The 17,496-nt window shown below is 47.4% G+C and carries 14 protein-coding genes and 1 pseudogene; 7 read left to right on the top strand and 8 right to left on the bottom strand.

Features of this window, described 5'->3' with window-relative positions:
* Positions 1 to 145 precede the first annotated feature (145 nt).
* Complete coding sequence (locus WFI24_RS07635) at positions 146 to 1,264, top strand: GGDEF domain-containing protein (RefSeq protein WP_336759778.1); 1,119 nt, start codon at positions 146 to 148, stop codon at positions 1,262 to 1,264.
* A 137-nt stretch (positions 1,265 to 1,401) separates the two neighbouring features.
* Here the strand turns inward: WFI24_RS07635 and WFI24_RS07630 are convergent, their stop codons facing one another.
* Together WFI24_RS07630 and WFI24_RS07625 are read right to left on the bottom strand one after the other, a co-directional pair.
* Positions 1,402 to 1,923, bottom strand: a complete 522-nt coding sequence (locus WFI24_RS07630; RefSeq protein WP_336759777.1) for a hypothetical protein — start codon at positions 1,921 to 1,923, stop codon at positions 1,402 to 1,404.
* 71 nt (positions 1,924 to 1,994) lie between these two features.
* Positions 1,995 to 3,635, bottom strand: coding sequence for a diguanylate cyclase domain-containing protein (locus WFI24_RS07625; protein WP_336759776.1), 1,641 nt, complete (start codon positions 3,633 to 3,635; stop codon positions 1,995 to 1,997).
* A gap of 299 nt (positions 3,636 to 3,934) precedes the next feature.
* Between WFI24_RS07625 and WFI24_RS07620 the strand changes: the two genes are divergently transcribed.
* The 6 genes from WFI24_RS07620 to mnhG are packed head-to-tail and all read left to right on the top strand — an operon-like array spanning position 3,935 to position 9,843.
* Positions 3,935 to 6,889 carry a Na+/H+ antiporter subunit A gene (locus tag WFI24_RS07620; RefSeq protein WP_336760261.1) on the top strand — a complete coding sequence of 985 codons (2,955 nt, stop codon included), beginning with the start codon at positions 3,935 to 3,937 and terminating at the stop codon, positions 6,887 to 6,889.
* A gap of 1 nt (position 6,890) precedes the next feature.
* Positions 6,891 to 7,229, top strand: coding sequence for a Na(+)/H(+) antiporter subunit C (locus tag WFI24_RS07615; protein WP_036608715.1), 339 nt, complete (start codon positions 6,891 to 6,893; stop codon positions 7,227 to 7,229).
* The gene (locus WFI24_RS07610) at positions 7,222 to 8,700 is read left to right on the top strand and encodes a Na+/H+ antiporter subunit D (RefSeq protein WP_076217030.1); all 1,479 of its coding nucleotides are present in this window, start codon (positions 7,222 to 7,224) and stop codon (positions 8,698 to 8,700) included. The genes WFI24_RS07615 and WFI24_RS07610 overlap by 8 nt, the downstream gene beginning before the upstream one ends.
* Positions 8,701 to 8,706: 6 nt before the next feature.
* On the top strand, positions 8,707 to 9,183 hold the full coding sequence (locus WFI24_RS07605) for a Na+/H+ antiporter subunit E (protein WP_047842677.1): 477 nt from the start codon (positions 8,707 to 8,709) through the stop codon (positions 9,181 to 9,183).
* Positions 9,183 to 9,467, top strand: coding sequence for a Na(+)/H(+) antiporter subunit F1 (locus WFI24_RS07600; RefSeq protein ID WP_017688855.1), 285 nt, complete (start codon positions 9,183 to 9,185; stop codon positions 9,465 to 9,467). The genes WFI24_RS07605 and WFI24_RS07600 overlap by 1 nt, the downstream gene beginning before the upstream one ends.
* Positions 9,451 to 9,843, top strand: a complete 393-nt coding sequence (gene mnhG, locus WFI24_RS07595) for a monovalent cation/H(+) antiporter subunit G (RefSeq protein ID WP_017688856.1) — start codon at positions 9,451 to 9,453, stop codon at positions 9,841 to 9,843. Before WFI24_RS07600 ends, mnhG begins: the two co-directional genes overlap by 17 nt.
* A 135-nt stretch (positions 9,844 to 9,978) precedes the next feature.
* Here mnhG and WFI24_RS07590 read toward each other — a convergent pair.
* The 6 genes and pseudogenes from WFI24_RS07590 to WFI24_RS07565 form a co-directional block, all read right to left on the bottom strand.
* A pseudogene (locus WFI24_RS07590) lies at positions 9,979 to 10,263 on the bottom strand (esterase); the annotation flags it as partial.
* 189 nt (positions 10,264 to 10,452) lie between these two features.
* Entirely contained in the window at positions 10,453 to 11,472 is a 1,020-nt protein-coding gene (locus tag WFI24_RS07585; RefSeq protein ID WP_336759775.1) for a dienelactone hydrolase family protein, read from the bottom strand.
* A 196-nt stretch (positions 11,473 to 11,668) separates the two neighbouring features.
* A complete protein-coding gene (locus WFI24_RS07580; protein ID WP_336759774.1) occupies positions 11,669 to 13,894 on the bottom strand; it encodes an MMPL family transporter in 2,226 nt (741 codons plus the stop codon).
* Between the two features lie 51 nt (positions 13,895 to 13,945).
* Complete coding sequence (locus WFI24_RS07575) at positions 13,946 to 15,100, bottom strand: type III polyketide synthase (protein WP_336759773.1); 1,155 nt, start codon at positions 15,098 to 15,100, stop codon at positions 13,946 to 13,948.
* Between the two features lie 231 nt (positions 15,101 to 15,331).
* A complete protein-coding gene (locus WFI24_RS07570; RefSeq protein WP_145318187.1) occupies positions 15,332 to 15,952 on the bottom strand; it encodes a flavin reductase family protein in 621 nt (206 codons plus the stop codon).
* Positions 15,953 to 16,112: 160 nt separating this feature from the next.
* Complete coding sequence (locus WFI24_RS07565; RefSeq protein WP_336759772.1) at positions 16,113 to 17,090, bottom strand: iron-hydroxamate ABC transporter substrate-binding protein; 978 nt, start codon at positions 17,088 to 17,090, stop codon at positions 16,113 to 16,115.
* Positions 17,091 to 17,496: the final 406 nt, after the last annotated feature.

Raw genomic sequence — 17,496 nt, 5'->3', positions numbered from 1 at the left:
AAAAGTTTGTATTTCTCTGTAATATTATGTAAGCTTAGTTCTCATGCTACGAATATAATGATTTGCGTTTTGTTCATTGTGAATTATAATCATCATATACGAGAGTAATTCTGTCGTATCATTATGATGCAGTCAGCGGTGATATATGAAGAGTTTCCATACGCACAATAGCCACATTCCAACAGAATACGAATTCAAACATTCCAAATGGATCAAAAAAATGCTTTATGCCTACTGGATTGTCATTATTGCACATTTAGCCATTCAGATTGGCTGTTTCCTGTTTCTGGAGTATGATCGCACGCCTGCAGATTTCATGATAAATGTCCTGTTTTGGCCTACTGCGATCAGCAGTGCTTGTATTTTGATCGCGAGTTGGATTGATCGTCGTTTTAGTTCATTTTCCTTCTATTCCATGTCTGTAGCAAGTACAGTTATCGCCTGGACAATTATTCATGTCAACTATGACATTCGGATTATATTAGCGATCTGCCTGTTACCCATCTTCGCTTCGGTGCTGTTCTTCAGTAAAAAGAGAGTCTGGATTGTCTTCCTGATGCAGATGACGGGTTACTTCCTGGTTCTGTTCGATCCAGTCTACCGATTATATCTATCTTCATTTGACATGGTATCCATTCCGGCTTTTCTAATCCTAAGTACATATGTAGCGCAGGTTATCGTAACCAGTGGAGTCGAGGTGCTCGACGATCTTCAAGCCAGCATGCTTGCCAAGCAGGACCTTATTGTGCGAAATGCCATTATGACCAAACAGTCCAAAACAGACGGTTTAACCAACCTCTATAACCAAAGCTCCTTCAAGGATTATTATGAAAAAGCATTTGAGTACGCCAATAGTGGCATGAGTCTGCATCTGGCCCTGATCGATATTGATGATTTCAAATCCGTTAATGACACATATGGTCATCGGGTTGGAGACATTATTCTCGAAAAGGTGTCATTGATCATTCAGGAGAACATTACCTCAAGTGACATAGCAGCACGGTATGGGGGCGAAGAGTTCGCCTTATTGATGTTTGAGCAGTCTTTCGAGCAGGCCTACGCTCTGGTGGAACAGATTCGTCAGAAGATTGCCCTGATGGGCCATCTGGAACTTGAAGGAGCTTCCATTACGGTGAGTATTGGCCTCAAAAGCTACAGTCCCAATCTAAGCAAAGACAAGTTGTTTGAAGAAGTGGATGCCTGTCTGTATGCAGCCAAACGAACGGGTAAAAATAAAACCGTAACGTCCCTTGACCTGACATAGCTCTACTTGGAAAAACATTAAAAAAAGTTGTGCTGTACACCGAATTTACGGTTGTACAACACAACTTTTTTTGGGTTTGCTTATGATCAATAGCCGATCTTCCCCCTAAACCTATACCTACCACTATGTCTGTATCATCATTCTGCCCATTCCCAGCGATGGCGATTTTGTTCCAGCCTTGGATGCAGATCTTCAGACGATCCGTCGATGATCAGACGCAGTTCCTTGATCCAATCTTTAAAGGAATCGAACGAAGCGAATAGATTCGCCATCTCCACTGTCATATACAGAAAATGAGGAGCCTGGTATTCCGCAGTAATATGGCGCAGCGCGCTGTCCACAGGCGTATACTTCTTTCTCTTGCCCTCCAGACCTTCCACACGTATGCGTAAGGTTGGATGTTCCCGCCGCCAATCATGCAGGCGGTCTTCTCTTTTGTAATATGCCTGAATCGGATCCCGGCTCATCCGCTTATATGTGCTCTCGTGTAATGGATATAGCACGAGTTGTACAAACGAACGAGTATCTACCGTTGCAGCGGCTCGTTCAAGTTGTTCATCGGTTACATGTTCAAACGAGTCATAAAACGTCAGTGTCCCTTTATGGCTGGCCGCAGGCGGCTCAAACCCGTAAGGTACCGATGCATATTTTCCAGACATTTCACCCCTCCTTGTCTATACACAGAATCATACAAAGGTGATTGGAATCACTCAGCTAATACTATTATATGCTAACTCCCCTGCTTCAACTCGGAATAAAATGTCATTCTATTCTTGCCTGCACGTTTCGATTCGTACAGAGCTTCATCCGCCATCCGGATAATCTCACTTGGGTTGCCGCTGTTGGTTGGATATTCAGCCCCTCCGATGCTACATCCAATCTGAATTCGCTCGTATTCAATAATAAACGGCTTGTTCAGGCTTTGAATAATCGCTTCTGCATAAGCGCTGGCTTCCTCCCTCGGTTGACTTCCAACAGAGCGAAGTACAATCAGGAACTCATCTCCGCCCAAGCGAACCGTTATGCCCTTCTCCTGACCAAGAGCTGACAGACGCTGGGCCACTTTCTGTAGCAGAACATCTCCAACCTGATGTCCAAGTGTATCATTGACACGTTTGAATCCATCCAGATCCAGATAGAGAAAAGTCAGCGTATGATTTTCACTTTCGGTCTCCAAAGACTCTTCCAGATACACTTCAAGTGCAGTACGATTCGGCAGACTGGTCAACTGATCAAAATGTGCCAGATTCTGCATCACGACCAGCTCCGAGTCTTTATTCATAAGAGAGGTCACCATATCCCGAAGGGATCGGGACAACACTTCGATTTCCTTAATCCCTTTATTCTCGGGAATCTCAAGAGCGTCTCCTACTCGCAGTCGATTGGCTACTCTGGTGAGACGAACTATTGGGGCAGAGATCAGACGAGAAACAAACCAGCCAATAAGTGCAAATAGCAAGGTGACAGCAAGCCCTGCCCACACATTAAACCACATCAGATCAAATACAGAGGCAAATGCAGTAGACTTGACTTGACGAATGACTACGGTCCATCCTAATCCGGGATAATCCAGGTGACCTTGGCTGTAGGCAAAACCTGTGACATAGTCATTTCCATCAGGCCATTTTTCAATGGACCAACTGCTTTTGTTAAGCTGAGCCTCTGCGATACCGGGTAACATGAGCGGTTTACCGATCCATTCCTTAGGCCCCAGCAGTACCGTATGTTCATTTTTGCTCACGATAAAGAACTCAATGTCCTTTTCCTCCCGCTTGAGCGGAGCAAGCACTGATTCCTCGACTTCCTTCGCCCAGGCCCAGCTTAAATGTGCAGCGAGCACACCTCGAATATGACCTTTGCTATCCTTTAAGGGAAAACTGATATCAACGAATTGCAACGGCTCCCCCGTTGGATTCGGAAGCAGCTTGGCAAGAAGCACTGCATTATGCACATCTCCAATAAATTTACCCTTAATGCCCTCCTGATACACAGGTCTCTCCGATAAATTTTCACCAATCAAGATCCCATTCGTCGCGGCTAAAACTTTTCCTTTGGGGTCCATGAATCCAACCCATGAGAATGAGGGAAAGCTATCTTGTAACTGATCCAGCAGCATCTGAATCTCATCAGGTTGGAATCCATCTTCCAACGAAGCCATTCGGCCCAGCAGGTCCAGTTCCCCCGCACGAGCGGCCATGAATCGATCCAGCTTGTCCGAAGCCTGTGAGGCCGTGCCTGTAAGCGAGTGACCAATCTCAGTCTCTACAGCAACAAATGACTTTTGGCTAAAAATAGACCCAATCGTCAGGGTAACCAGCAAGGATAACACAGCAAAGATGACAGTAAGCACAGTTCTAATTTTGAATGACATTACTTCCTCCATTACACGGTGAAACCATCTGCTTTTCAACATAACTATGCTGCAAAGAGTACACGGAATGTCACCTAATCGTTTTCATCTTTATCGGAACTTGTGTGTTTTTTTATTATACATGCCCATACAATATTATACTGAAATCTTCACCGTGTTCCTTCCATTCAAAGAATAGACACGATTCTGTATATACATACTTGGGTTATGAATATAGAGAGCAAGCATATCCTTTGAGGAATATGCGCCTGTATGTCACAGAGAGAATAGTCGAAATACTAAACATTGGGGGTGTAATGTTGAGCCTGCTTCATGTTGCTGTTATTCTGCCTTTTGCCGCTAGCATTCTCCTTGCCATGCTGCATCGTTTCTTCCGTAAAAACCATCTGGGATGGCCGGTTCTCCTTGTCCCGGCACTATTATTTGTATACTTTTCGAGCCTCATACCCGCTGTATCCCAGCGCAATAACGTATCCGGAAATATCCCATGGATCCCATCACTGGACATTGGATTTAACTTATATCTGGATGGTCTAAGCCTGATGCTGACACTGCTAATCACCGGAATCGGTGTCCTGGTTGTTCTCTACTCCATCTTTTACATGGATATGAAAGAAGCACTGAACCGCTTCTACCTGTATCTGTTGATGTTCATGGGAGCCATGCTGGGTGTGGTACTGTCTGATAACATGATCGTGCTATACGGATTCTGGGAATTAACCAGTATTACGTCCTTCCTGTTGATTGCTTTTCATTACAAACGTAAAGCCTCGACGTCAGGAGCACAAAAGTCCTTCCTGATCACCGTATTTGGCGGATTCGCCATGCTGACCGGTTTCATGATGATGTATCTCATCACGGGAACATTCAGCATACGCGGAACCATTGCCGGATTGGGACAGTTTCAGGAGAGCATTCTCTTCCTGCCCGCACTTGTCTTGATTCTGATTGGAGCTTTCACCAAGTCAGCGCAATTCCCGTTTCATATCTGGTTGCCGGATGCCATGGAAGCTCCGACACCTGTGAGTGCTTATCTGCACTCAGCCACTATGGTCAAGGCTGGACTGTATGTTGTAGCCCGCTTCACACCGATCTTCGGTGGACAGGGACTCTGGTTCTGGCTCGTTACCGGCATTGGTCTTCTAACCTTGTGTTACGGATCATTCCTGGCCGTGAAAAAGAACGATCTCAAAGCGATTCTCGCCTATTCCACCATCTCTCAGCTTGGCCTGATCATGTCCCTCCTAGGGGTTGGATCTGCTGCTCTCTACTTCGGATATGGCGAGTCCTCTGCAATGTACACCGTAGCGATAACCGCTGCGCTGCTTCACCTGTTTAATCATGCGACATTCAAAGCCGCTCTGTTTATGGTCGTAGGCATTGTCGATCATGAAACGGGCACACGTGACATTCGGAAGCTCGGTGGACTTGCTTCGTTCATGCCAATTACATTCACCGTAGCATTGGTCGGCTCACTTGCCATGGCAGGTATTCCACCATTCAACGGATTCCTGAGCAAAGAGCTATTCTTCCAAGCCATGGTCGAAGTCACGCATCTGCGAATCTTTGGACTTGGATCCTGGAGTGTTCTATTGCCGGTATTTGCTTGGCTTGCAAGTGTGTTTACCCTGATCTATGCACTTATTATCGTGTTCAAAACATTCCTCGGTCGTAGCCAAAGCGAAATCCCTGCCGAGAAGTTACACGAAGCGCCCGCCGGTATGCTCATTCCGCCCGTTGTACTCGGTGTTCTTGTCATCGTCTTCGGACTCTTTCCGAACCTGTTGGCCGGATCACTGATCGAACCGGCAATGGCCGCTGTGCTTCCTTCCCTATTGAATGGGAACGAACGCTTCGATGTACATTTCTCTCTGTGGCATGGATGGACTCCGGAACTGATTATGACGATCGGAGTCGTGATTCTAGGAATCACTCTCTATAAGCTGTTGCCACGATGGAGGAATATTTATGAGCACTATCCGCAAGGATTAACGATTAACAATATGTACCATGTCGTACTGGATAATCTCCAGCATTATGCACGCAAATGGACGGAAGCCTATATGAATGGCTCGGTTCGTAATTATCTTGTGTATATATTTTCATTCACGGTTGCGCTACTGGTCTATGCCTTCTTCCGTTCAGGCGAAAATATCACATGGAATCTGCAGGGCAATGCGCCCTACTCATTCTATGAGGTTGTACTGTTAGTCACACTCATTGGTGCTGCAGTTTCGATTCCTTTTGCCAAGAACAGACTCTCGGCAGTCATTATGACCGGAGCAGTTGGTTACCTTGTAACTCTGCTGTTTGTACTCTTCCGGGCGCCGGATCTGGCGTTGACGCAGATGATTGTTGAGACGGTATCCGTTGCACTGTTCCTGCTCTGCTTCTACCATCTGCCTGAACTGCAACGTGGCAAATCGAGCCGCCGTTATCTCACGGTCAATATGATCGTAGCGATCGCAGTAGGTGTCGTGATGACTTTTGTTGCACTGGCTGCAAGCGGCACCGCATCACTCGACAGCATATCTACTTTCTTCCTTCAGGAAGCCTATGATTCGGCCGGTGGTAAAAATGTCGTGAACGTGTTGCTGGTAGATTTCCGTGGCTTCGATACGTTATTGGAGATTATGGTGCTTGGTGTTGCTTCCTTGTCCATCTACTCCATGATTAATCTGAACCTCGAAGCAAAGGATCTCGGAGCCCGATTGAAATTCCGCAAGAAGGACGAAACTCAGGATTCCGAGCCTGATCTGGATGATGCAGCGGACAATACGAAAAAGTATGGTAACCGCGAACGCAGCTCATCCTCGTGGGACACTGTCCCTTTGCAAAGTAATGATGTATTGCTGCAAACGACCACCAAGGTCGTTGTGTTCATTATTCTCACGTTCGCCATGCATCTGTTCTTCGCAGGACATCACAATCCGGGCGGAGGCTTCATCGGCGGCTTGGTAACCGCAGCAGCGCTCGTATTGATTGCCCTGGCATTCAGTACGGATACAATACGCAAAGCGTTACCCGTAGATTTCCGTATTCTAACAGGAATCGGCTTGGGAATAGCCCTACTGACGGGCGCGGGTTCATTTATATTCGGAGTCCCGTTCCTCAGCCAAACCTTCGGCTATTTCGAACTTCCTTTGCTGGGAGAGACCGAACTCGCCACGGCCATGCTGTTTGATCTTGGCGTGTATCTCGCTGTCCTAGGTGTCACCATGACCATCATTCTACAGATCGGGGAGGATCGTTGATATGGAAATATTGATGTGTGTGGCCGTTGGCATTCTGTTTGCGGTTGCCGTCTTTTTAATCTTGTCGCGGAGCCTGCTCCGCATCGTTCTTGGCATGTCCATACTGACCCATGGTGTGCATCTGTTGTTGATTACCATGTCACGTCTCAAAACCGGGGCACCACCGCTGCTTGGGGAGATGGCTGAACGCTATGTGGATCCTCTTCCTCAGGCGTTGATATTAACATCAATTGTTATTAATTTCGGGCTCACTGCCTTCTTCTTTGTTCTCTCCTATCGCTCCTATCTGAAGCTGAGAACAGACGATATGGAAGAAGTAAGGGGGCGCCCATATGAATAATCTCGTCGTTCTGCCGATTCTCTTGCCATTGATTACAGGTGTTCTGGCTCTTCTGTTTTTCCGGAAAACGAACATCCAGCGGATCATTAGTGTCTTCGGACTTTTGTTCACCGCAGCGGTCTCAACGATACTCATAACGCGAGTAGCCCAAAGCGGAGTTCTCACGCTGAATATGGGAGGATGGGCACCTCCATATGGTATTGTGCTTGTTGCAGACATGGTCTCGGCGCTACTTGTCGTTGCCGCTTCCATCATTGCGCTGGCCTGCCTGCTGTATGCGTTCCGCAGTGTGAACCAGGAACGGGAAGAGCATCACTTCTATCCGTTCTTTCATTTCCTGATCGCCGGCGTTAACGGTTCATTCCTAACCGGTGATTTGTTCAATTTGTTCGTCTGCTTTGAACTGATGCTCATCTCTTCCTATGCACTGATCGTATTGGGAGGTACGGAAAGACAGCTTCGGGAAACGATCAAATATGTCTTGATTAACATCGTTTCTTCAGCACTGTTTGTCGCTTCCATCGGCTTCCTCTACTCGATTACTGGCACACTGAACATGGCAGACTTGTCTGTAAAGATTGCTGAAGTGGGACAGAGCGGGGTCATTACCCTGATTGCCGTACTCTTCCTGATTGTATTTAGCATCAAAGCCGGATTGTTCCTGTTCTTCTGGTTATCCGGCTCTTATGCCGCGCCACCCGCTGTTGTCACTGCACTGTTCGCAGGGTTGTTGACCAAGGTTGGCCTGTACGCCATTGTGCGAACATTCACACTGATCTTCTATCATGATCCAGATTTCTTCCATGCTCTAATCGGATGGATGGCTGGTGCAACGATGGTCCTTGGTGTCATCGGTGCGATCTCATACCGCGATGTGAACAAGATTCTCATCTACAACGTGGTCGCAGGTGTTGGCTTTGTCGCTTTCGGTATGGCTTCGGCCAGTCGCCCTGCACTGGAAGGTCTGCTTTTCTATATGCTGCATGATATGTTGATCAAAACATTGCTCTTCCTGCTCGGCGGCGCCTTGATCGCTGTTGCCGGAACACCAAAACTTGACAACATGGGTGGCCTGATACACCGCTATCCGTTACTCGGCTGGATGTTCTTCATTAGTGCACTTGCCTTGGCAGGCTTGCCTCCATTCAGTGGGTTCCCGGGCAAGTTGCTTCTCTTCGAAGGCGGCTTGCAAGCAGGCTTGTATGGCCTGACCGGCATTGCCGTACTGTCCAGCTTGCTAATGTTATATTCGGTACTACGCATCTTCATACAAGCGTTCTGGGGCGAACCACCTGCCGGGGTTATAAGACGCCCTTACGCGGTGAACGGCCTGCTGATTCCTGCCGGAATTCTGTTTGTATTCATCATCGTAATGGGTGTGGGGGCTGAAGGCATGTTTCAATTGACCTCCCGCGCAGGCGATATTTTACTGCATCCCAATATTTATATTGATGCCGTATTGAAGGAGTAGATGTCTATGGCCTTTCAGATTGTACTGAATCTTATCATTGCTTTTGTATGGATGTTTCTGAACAATGCCTGGAATGGTGTTGGTTTTCTCATAGGTTACCTGCTCGGACTGCTTCTCATCGGGGGGATGCGCAGATTTTTCCCCCAGCGCTTCTATGTTGTGCGAGTCTGGGCCATCTTCAAACTGATTACTCTGCTGTTCAAGGAACTGGTGCGAGCCAGCATTGAGGTTATACGCCAGATTATCAAGCCAAAGTTAGATATAAGGCCCGGTATTTTTACGTATAAAACTCAATTGTCCTCGGATTGGGAAGTTACTCTGCTCTGCTTACTCATCTCATTGACACCAGGTTCTCTGCCGCTTGAGATCTCGGGTAACCAACGCAAACTGTTTATTCACGCACTGGATATCAAGGATGAACAGAAAATGAGAGATGATATCCAAAATACATTTGAAAAAGCAATTATGGAGGTGACGCGTTAATGTTATCCTCACTGTTGTTCATCTCATTGCTCATTCTCTCCTTAGCCATTCTGGGTTGCTTGTACAGGGTGCTGCGGGGACCATCCATGGCTGACCGGATCACGGCACTGGATACCATCGGTATCAATGTGATTGCCATCGTTGCCGTTCTGTCGATGATGCTGCAAACCCAAGCCTATCTGGATATTATCTTGCTGATTGGCATTTTAGCCTTTTTAAGTACAGTGGCATTTGCACGTTATATTGAACGGGGGGCGGTATTCAAAAATGATGGAGATCGTTAAAGTAGCCGCTGAAACCGCTATAGGTCTACTCGTACTGCTCGGTGCACTACTCAGTGCACTCAGCGCATTCGGACTTATTCGTCTGCCTGATGTATATCTACGTGCCCATGCCGCAACCAAAAGTATGACACTTGGTGTGTTCTGTGTATTAAGTGCTACATTTTTCTACTTCTGGTACTTCGATAACTATATCAGTGCCCGCTTGTTGTTAGGTATCCTGTTTGTATTCATCACAGCTCCGGTCGCCGGACATCTGAATGGTCGGGCCGCCTATCGCACAGATGTACCCCTGTGGGAGCAGAGCGTGCAAGATGAACTGGAACCCTTGTTAAAAGGGAAAAAAGTGAACCATGAAGCCAAGGACATGATGGAGTAATCCCCAGCCTGGGCATAACGAATACCCCCGAGGATCAGCTGCCCGTTTCGCGGCATGTTCCCGGGGGTATTTGTTTACTTTTTCATACACGGATCATATCAAGCACTGATTATGCAGACTGATTAAGTAGTAAAGTCAGAATCCATTCAGTCCCTGTCTTCTCAGATCCGCAGCCACAATACGTGCAAGCTCGGCAGCCCCTTGACGATTCGGATGCAGACTATCCCCTGTCATATACAGAGCAAGTGTTGCCGCAGGACCAATGGACGTGAAATAGGCAGAACTCAGCTTGTTCAGTTCAACAAGGGTAACCCCCTCTTCCTGAGCAAGAGCACGAGTGGATGGATTGTACCAGCGGTTCTCCGCTTGATGTACGTTGGCTGAATTAAAGTCCGTTGCCCGCCCCTGAGGCATTCTCAAGGGAAAATCCGGTGATAACGTATGCTTCCGATGTAGCTTTCTTTCAGAAAGCTTTTAGGCGAAGTGTATGCTTTCGAAGTAGCTTTCTTGCAGAAAGCTTGTAGCTTCGCTTTTTCAGGTTTTTTCTATCTTCTCCGTTATCGTGTAAATGATTAGTTCAACTTATATAGATGGTAATAAGCCTCAGCTTCACAGCACTTGATCAAGCCAGTCATATGCTTTTGCTCCGCTAATCTCATGTCCACCTGTAAAGAAATCCGCATCCAGCGATTCCTCTGCTCCCGCCTGTTCGTAGATGTGTGTCAGTCGCTTATAGGCCTCTCTTGCTGCATGGAGCGGAAATACCTGGTCATCACTTCCTGCTTCAATAAAAAGGGGCCTAGGGACAATCAGACCGATGATGTCCGGCAAATCCGCTTCACGCAGAATACCTGGCACATAGTTGTCCAGACAATGGTTCCGATCCAGTATGCTGCCATGGAATGTACTTGCATAACCACTCACTACAACTGCACGGAAACGTTCATCCAGCGCAGCTGTAAATGCGGTAACAAGTCCACCGCCAGAAATCCCCATACTTCCGACTCGCTGCGAATCCACATCAGGCCGAGTCGATAAATAATCCAGTACTCGCGTTGTTTCATATACCCGATGCCCGGCAAGGGTCTGCCCCACCATGAGCAGATGCGAAGCAATTTTCGTACAGGAGCTTGCACCTGGTGGCGCTTCACGATCTTCCTCCAGTCTGCGATCACCAAATCCGAGCAACTCTGGAGCCGCAACCACGTAACCCCGCTTCACTAGAGCAACTGCAAAATCCTTGTGTAATCCAGGCTCTCCTGTCCGTGGCGACCCATCCGGTTCCATACCAGAGATCTCCCGGCTGCCATACCCGTGCCCGTGACATGCTACAATAGCAGGTCTCTTCCCATCGGTAACGCCGATATCTCTTGGAATCAACACATATACAGGCATGCGAAGTCCTGCATAGGTCGTGATCTCGATCCGTTCCCGTATATATCCGTCACATGAGTTGCGTTCCAGTAATACAGGATGAAGTGCTGCCGCCATCGTTGGAAAACCACCCAGTCGTTCTTTTACGCGTGTACGCAGCTGACTGCGCCATAACTCTAGGGGTTGATCAGCATGATAAGCGGAACGGCCACGAAGATTGGTTTGTTGTTGCAGGTAGGCTTCAATATCCGACATGGGCCTGTGTCCCTCCTGTTTTCGTAGGATAACGTAGATGATCAACCGAGCGAAATATTCGATTAATCCAGTCCATTATAGAACATCTATGTCACTTATGAATTGAACATGTTTGCCTGTTTTGAATGGAATCACACGATTGCTAGCCAAAAAAGGATATCTCCAACCTGGTGACAGGTTTCGGAAATACCCTTCATTATAACTGACCTGGTAACCACCAGTTCCATCTGCCCATTAACTTCATCAGGGCAGGGACCAATATTAGGCGGATCAGCGTAACGTCAATCAGTACTGCTGCCGTGATTCCGATCCCCAACTGCCTTACACCTGCGATTTCTGCAAAAGCAAACGGTACGGTCACCGCAAGCAGTATGGCTGCGGCGGAGGTAATTAGACGGCCTGTAGAGGCCAATCCCTGTTGAACTGCCATGTCACTGTCTCCGGTTCGTCTATAGACTTCCTGAATACGACTCAGCATAAATACCCCATAATCCATGGATATACCGAACACCAATCCCGCAATGAATACAGGAATCATAATGGCAATGGCTGACGGTTCCATCCCCAGATGGCCCTCATTAAACACCCACACCAATATGCCAAAAGAAGCGGCTAAGCTGAGCAAATTCATCAAAATGGCCTTGATTGGAATGAGCAGAGATCGAAATGCTGCCAACAGTACAAGATAATTGGATACTACTACAAATACCAGTACTTTGGGCAGTTGCTGCGTGACTTCCTGCATAATTTCATGTTGCTTGGCTGCTTCACCGCCATAACGAAGTTTTACGTCTTTGGAACCCAGCGCGTAATCGCTGTTGCTCATTCGTTCCAGCCAGTCTGTAACTTGTTCCGAACCAGGCTCTCCATATACGGTGGTTATTAATCGAATCGAATGATCAGAGACAGTTGAACGCATCCATGGCGTCGGATGCGATTCACTGCCCGCTGTAGAAGAAGTCAATGACGAAGGTATTCGGAAATGTCTTGGTGAACCCTTTTGATTCGGTTGGAACAGGCCCCATGGTGAACCAATGCTCACCACATTGGAGTCCTGTAGAAGTTGAAGTACTTTGTTATGGGCCATCTGCCAGTGAGAAGCAGTCAAAGCTTGCTGCTGTCCGCCAATCACCATCTCGATGGTGGAGGTATTCTTTTGTCCAAAATCATGCTGTAACTGCTCTGCTGCCTGGCGGGACTCCATTCTTTCTGGCAATGACGAGGCATCCGGGATGGACAGTTCCAGCCGGGTCACTGGATAGACACACAGGAGCAGCGCAACCGTCCCCCCAATCGCCATTCTGACGGGTCGTTTCATGACCATCGCTGACCAGGTATACCAGATCGAGCGTCTGGGTATCGAATGGACTGACTTCCGCTTGAAGACCCGAACCGCAGACAGAGAAAGCAGGGCTGGCAACAGCGTTACGTTCAACAGTAGCGATAGAAGCAGCACGATAATGGCCCCCAAGGATACGCTCAGAAACATCGGTAGTCTGATCCAGAGCAGACCCAGCAGTCCAAGGAGCACGCAAGCTGCCGAGAACAACACCGCTCTGCCAGCAGTACGCAGTGTTCGCTGAAGAACCTCGCTCTGCAGAACCATACTGCTGCCCAGATTGTTAGTTTCGCCTTCATCTTCATAGGCCCGCTGAAGCTCTTCCCTGTACCGACTCAGGATGATCAGGGCAAAGTCTATACTAAGTGCCATGCCCACCATAGGAATTACGTTAATGATAAAGTTGGACAGTTCCAGATGATAGCCAAGGAGAGACGTGACTCCCATCGCTGTAATGACAGTACTGATTCCCATCATGACGGCGATCCATGCGGCATATAGACCCCTGAATGCAAAACATAAAACGATCAGGGCAATCGGAATTCCCACCATCTCTGCCCGTTCCAGGTCCCGAAAGCTCAGACGATTCACGTCCTGCTGCACGACCGCCTTTCCCGTTAACTGGATCGTACCCGGACCGTCTATTGTCAGCACGGCGCGCAACTGCTCCAGTGGATGACTCATCTGATGCGCAGGTACATCCATGTTCACAAGGGCATAAGCCATATTGTCTTTCAGCATCATCCCTTCCCTGGTATCAAGAGGGGATGTAATAGAGGTAACCGCAGGCAACACTTGGACCTGTGTCAGACAATCGCTGATCCACTGCCGGAACTCTGCTGGTGAGGTAGCTTCCTTTTTCTCAAAAACCAGAATAACTGGATCCGCAGGAGAACCGAACTCGTCCTTCAGAACAAGCTCAACCGCTTGCGCATCACCGTGAATCCGTTTCAATCCGTGATCTTGAACAATGTCAGGCAACTTCCACGCCCAAACGGCTGACATCCCGATGATAAACACCCAGCAGAGAATAATGAACCGCGGATATCGGCTAATGAGGACAGCAAATCTGCGATAACCCATACCTAAGCTCCTCTGCGATCAGATTGGCCATTCAGTTACTTGGTTCGTGATCTATTGGATGCCATGATTCACAGGTGTTCTGTTCGCAATGGGTGCAGGAATGTATGTAAAAGGAAGTAACTCTGCTGTCAGTCCCGGGCCAAAGGCCAGTGCTATCCCACTGGAATGATCTTCTTTCTGCCTGTAATCCTCACGGATAGCTTGGAGGACAAACAGAATCGTCACGGACGACAGGTTGCCATAATCCCGCAGGATGTTACGACTGTAAGAGACCTGCTCATCCGTCAACTGATACAGCTTCTGAACGGCATCCACAATGCCTCTGCCTCCCGGATGGATCGCCCATATTTCCGGTAAACCGCTCCCCTCCAGTAACCGCTCTACCTCAGGTCCGAGGTGCAGGCCGAGCAGCTTCGGAATCTGTGGAGACAGATAGAGATCAAAGCCTGTATTGCCCACTTCCCAGATCATCTCTTCTGCACAGTCCGGGAGTAGCGTCGAGTATCCACGGCCCAGTCGAAAACATTCATTACCGCCTGTTCCAGACGCACCAATGACGCAGGCAGAGGCGCCGTCTCCGAAGAAAGATGCAGCATACAGGTCGTCTCGTTTGGCAGAAGGCTGGAAGTGAAGCGTGCACAGCTCCACACACACGATGAGAACTGTCGCCTCCTGATCTGTCGCTACGATGGAATTGGCCAGTTGTATCGCCTTCAGACCAGCTGCACACCCTTGAAATACCAGCGGAATTCGGTTGATATATGGTGACAGTTCAAGCTGCTGGATCAACCGAACATCAAGCCCAGGCAAAAATTGTCCCGTGCAGCTCACTGTAATGAGATGCGTAACTTCTTCCGAGGATACGTCTGCATCCTGAAGAGCCTGTCCTGCCGCTTCCAGACCAAGCGGAACAGCAGCTGCTTTATATTTGGCCATACGCTCGGCTGTTGTCGGTACTTCCTCGGCAGCGGTAAAGGGTAAATATCGGCAAGCATCCACAGGTTCAAGCAGATTTGGTTCACATGTATAACGAGTCTCTACACCACACTGATTAAAGATTCGCTTGGCCCATCGTCTCGCATCCGGCTCATGTTCCAGCGCTTGTGCGAGACGGGAAGATACATCCTTTTGCTCAATGCGGTGAGCTGGCCACGCCGTTCCTATTCCCATAATACTTGCCCCTGTAGTTCCCTCAAACTGGTTCATCGGCTTCCCCCCTATATCGTACGTGTTCAAAAGTAGGCTTTTTAAACAACCTATATATAAAATAGGTTCATATGAAATGTGCAGGATATAGTACAAGTCTATTCATTCCCTGTCCTCTTTATGTTCATATGAACAAGCAAAGGCGGACCACATATGCGAGTTACGCACGTGCTGTCCGCCTTATCTATAGGGTTAAGCCCATTCATGTGTCACATATACGACCGGTTAGTACTATTCAGGCCGAATTACCGTGAATCGTTCGCCAAGCTTGGCATAATCATTACCCGCCAGTCGACTGACCGGTTTCAAATGATCCATCAGGATATAGCCCTTATCCGGATTATAGACTTGTTCGCTGAAATGATACTGCACAATACGTACCAGCAGTAAGTCACTCGCGGGTTTGCCATCATCGTTCGTGATGGGTATATGCTGATACAGTTCGCATTCCATTCGAATAAGTGCTTGCTGTATTCCCGGAACCGAGACTTTTGTACTTGGCACGGTGGTCAGTTTTGTCCGCTCAAGCTCGCTTTCATGGGGTTCAAGTATGGCTGCTGTCTCATTCACTTCGGCTATGATTGCTTCATCACATATATGCACGACCAGTTCCTTATGAGCAAGCACATTGCGTGCAGTATCTTTCATAACGCCGTCCTTACGTGCAATGGATATGGATAAAAGCGGCGGGTCCGAGCTAACTACATTGAAGAAACTGAAAGGCGCTGCATTAATTACACCATTCTCATCTGAACGTGTCGTCACAAAAGCAATTGGACGTGGCACCACCGAACCACTCATTAGTTTATAGTTGTCTCTTCCCGTTATTTCACGTGGATCCAATGTATACATATGTAAATATCCCCTTCCCTGCTCGTGTAACGTTAAACATGGTTTACTTACGTTACTTCTCCGTTATTATATATCCATATCTGTTCTAAAAACAAAAAACGCTTTGATGCTCATGCATCAAAGCGTTTAATCTACTGTTTCGCATGGGTTGTTTTTTGCGTTACTTCACAATACTGCTTTGAATATCCTCCATAATTTGAAGATTCGCTTGAACTCCACTATACAACCAGCTGCTGGAACGGGTAAATTCGAACAGATTACCATTTTTCACAGCCGGAATGCTTTGCCATACCGGATCTTTCAGTGCTTCTGACCCTGTACCTTCATCACTATTCACAAAGAACAAGTAGTCTACATCCATTTCAGCCAATTTCTCCATTGAGATGGAAGACCAGTTACCTGTCGCATTGGCAGAGATTTCTTTTACAACTTCAGGCTCTACAAGTCCAAGTTCTTTGTACATCACTTCTCCACTCGATACATTGTCACTTACGATGAAAAACTTGCCGCTAACCAACCAAATGGCCGCTGCCGATTTCGTTCCACCTGTAACGTTGTTGATTTTTTCCTTGATTTCTGTAGCTTTAACTTCGTAATCATCCAGCGCTTTTTGTGCTTCGGCACTCTTATTCAAAATTTCACCGATTTTCAACTGCGTTTTACGCCAGTCGCTATTAATCTCTTCGCCGAGTACGTAAGTAGGTGCAATCTTACTGTACTGTTCGTATTTCTCACCTTCAACCACACTTTCGGAACCGATAATAATCAGATCTGGGTTAAAGCTGGTTACCGCTTCGAAAGGCAGATCGAAGGCAATCGTGGGAATACCATTCAGATCTTTTTGTAGATATTCCTGAATTCCGTTGGCTACAGACCATTGGGCAACTGGCTTAACACCGAGTGTAACGAGATGGTCTTCCAGATACGATGCGATAACGCGCTCCGGATTAGCCGGAATTGTTACTTCGTGTCCCATTGCGTCAGTTAATTTGCGTTCTGTTGGAGCTTCAGTCTGTGTCTCGGTTTCTGTTGCTGTGCCGTTCTCTCCTGCTGGCTTCGTTCCACACGCTGCCAACCAGATGGACATGACCATCACCGTAATTAGAAGCATGATCATCTTGCTATTTCTCTTAAACACGTGATTTATCCCCTTTCAATATGGACGTCTTATCGGGCGTTATTGTGACAGATATCAGCGCTCAAAAATATTGACACTATTATTGATACATATAATATCCGTATGTACATTTGTCCAGCTCCATTGACAATGATAATTGTTATCAGTTCAGTTGTCAATTTGATTATATTCTGCGCTATACAGTTGAACTAAAATTTATTTACACTGACACTACGATGATAGAACAACCTTCCAATCGCTGTTATCCCCAGATTTTTTCGATTCCCTTTTCTCTAAGGGAAAATCCGGGGATAGCGTATGCTTCCGATGCAGCTTTCTTTCAGAAAGCTTTTAGGCGAAGTGTATGCTTTCGAAGTAGCTTTCTTGCAGAAAGCTTGTAGCTTCGCTTTTTCAGGTTTTTTCTATC

It is taken from the genome of Paenibacillus sp. USHLN196 (genome assembly GCF_037144955.1).
GTDB classification, from domain to species: Bacteria; Bacillota; Bacilli; order Paenibacillales; family Paenibacillaceae; genus Paenibacillus; species Paenibacillus xylanexedens_C.
Note: the sequence above shows the minus strand (reverse complement) of the source record. Positions and strands in the feature narration are given on the sequence as shown.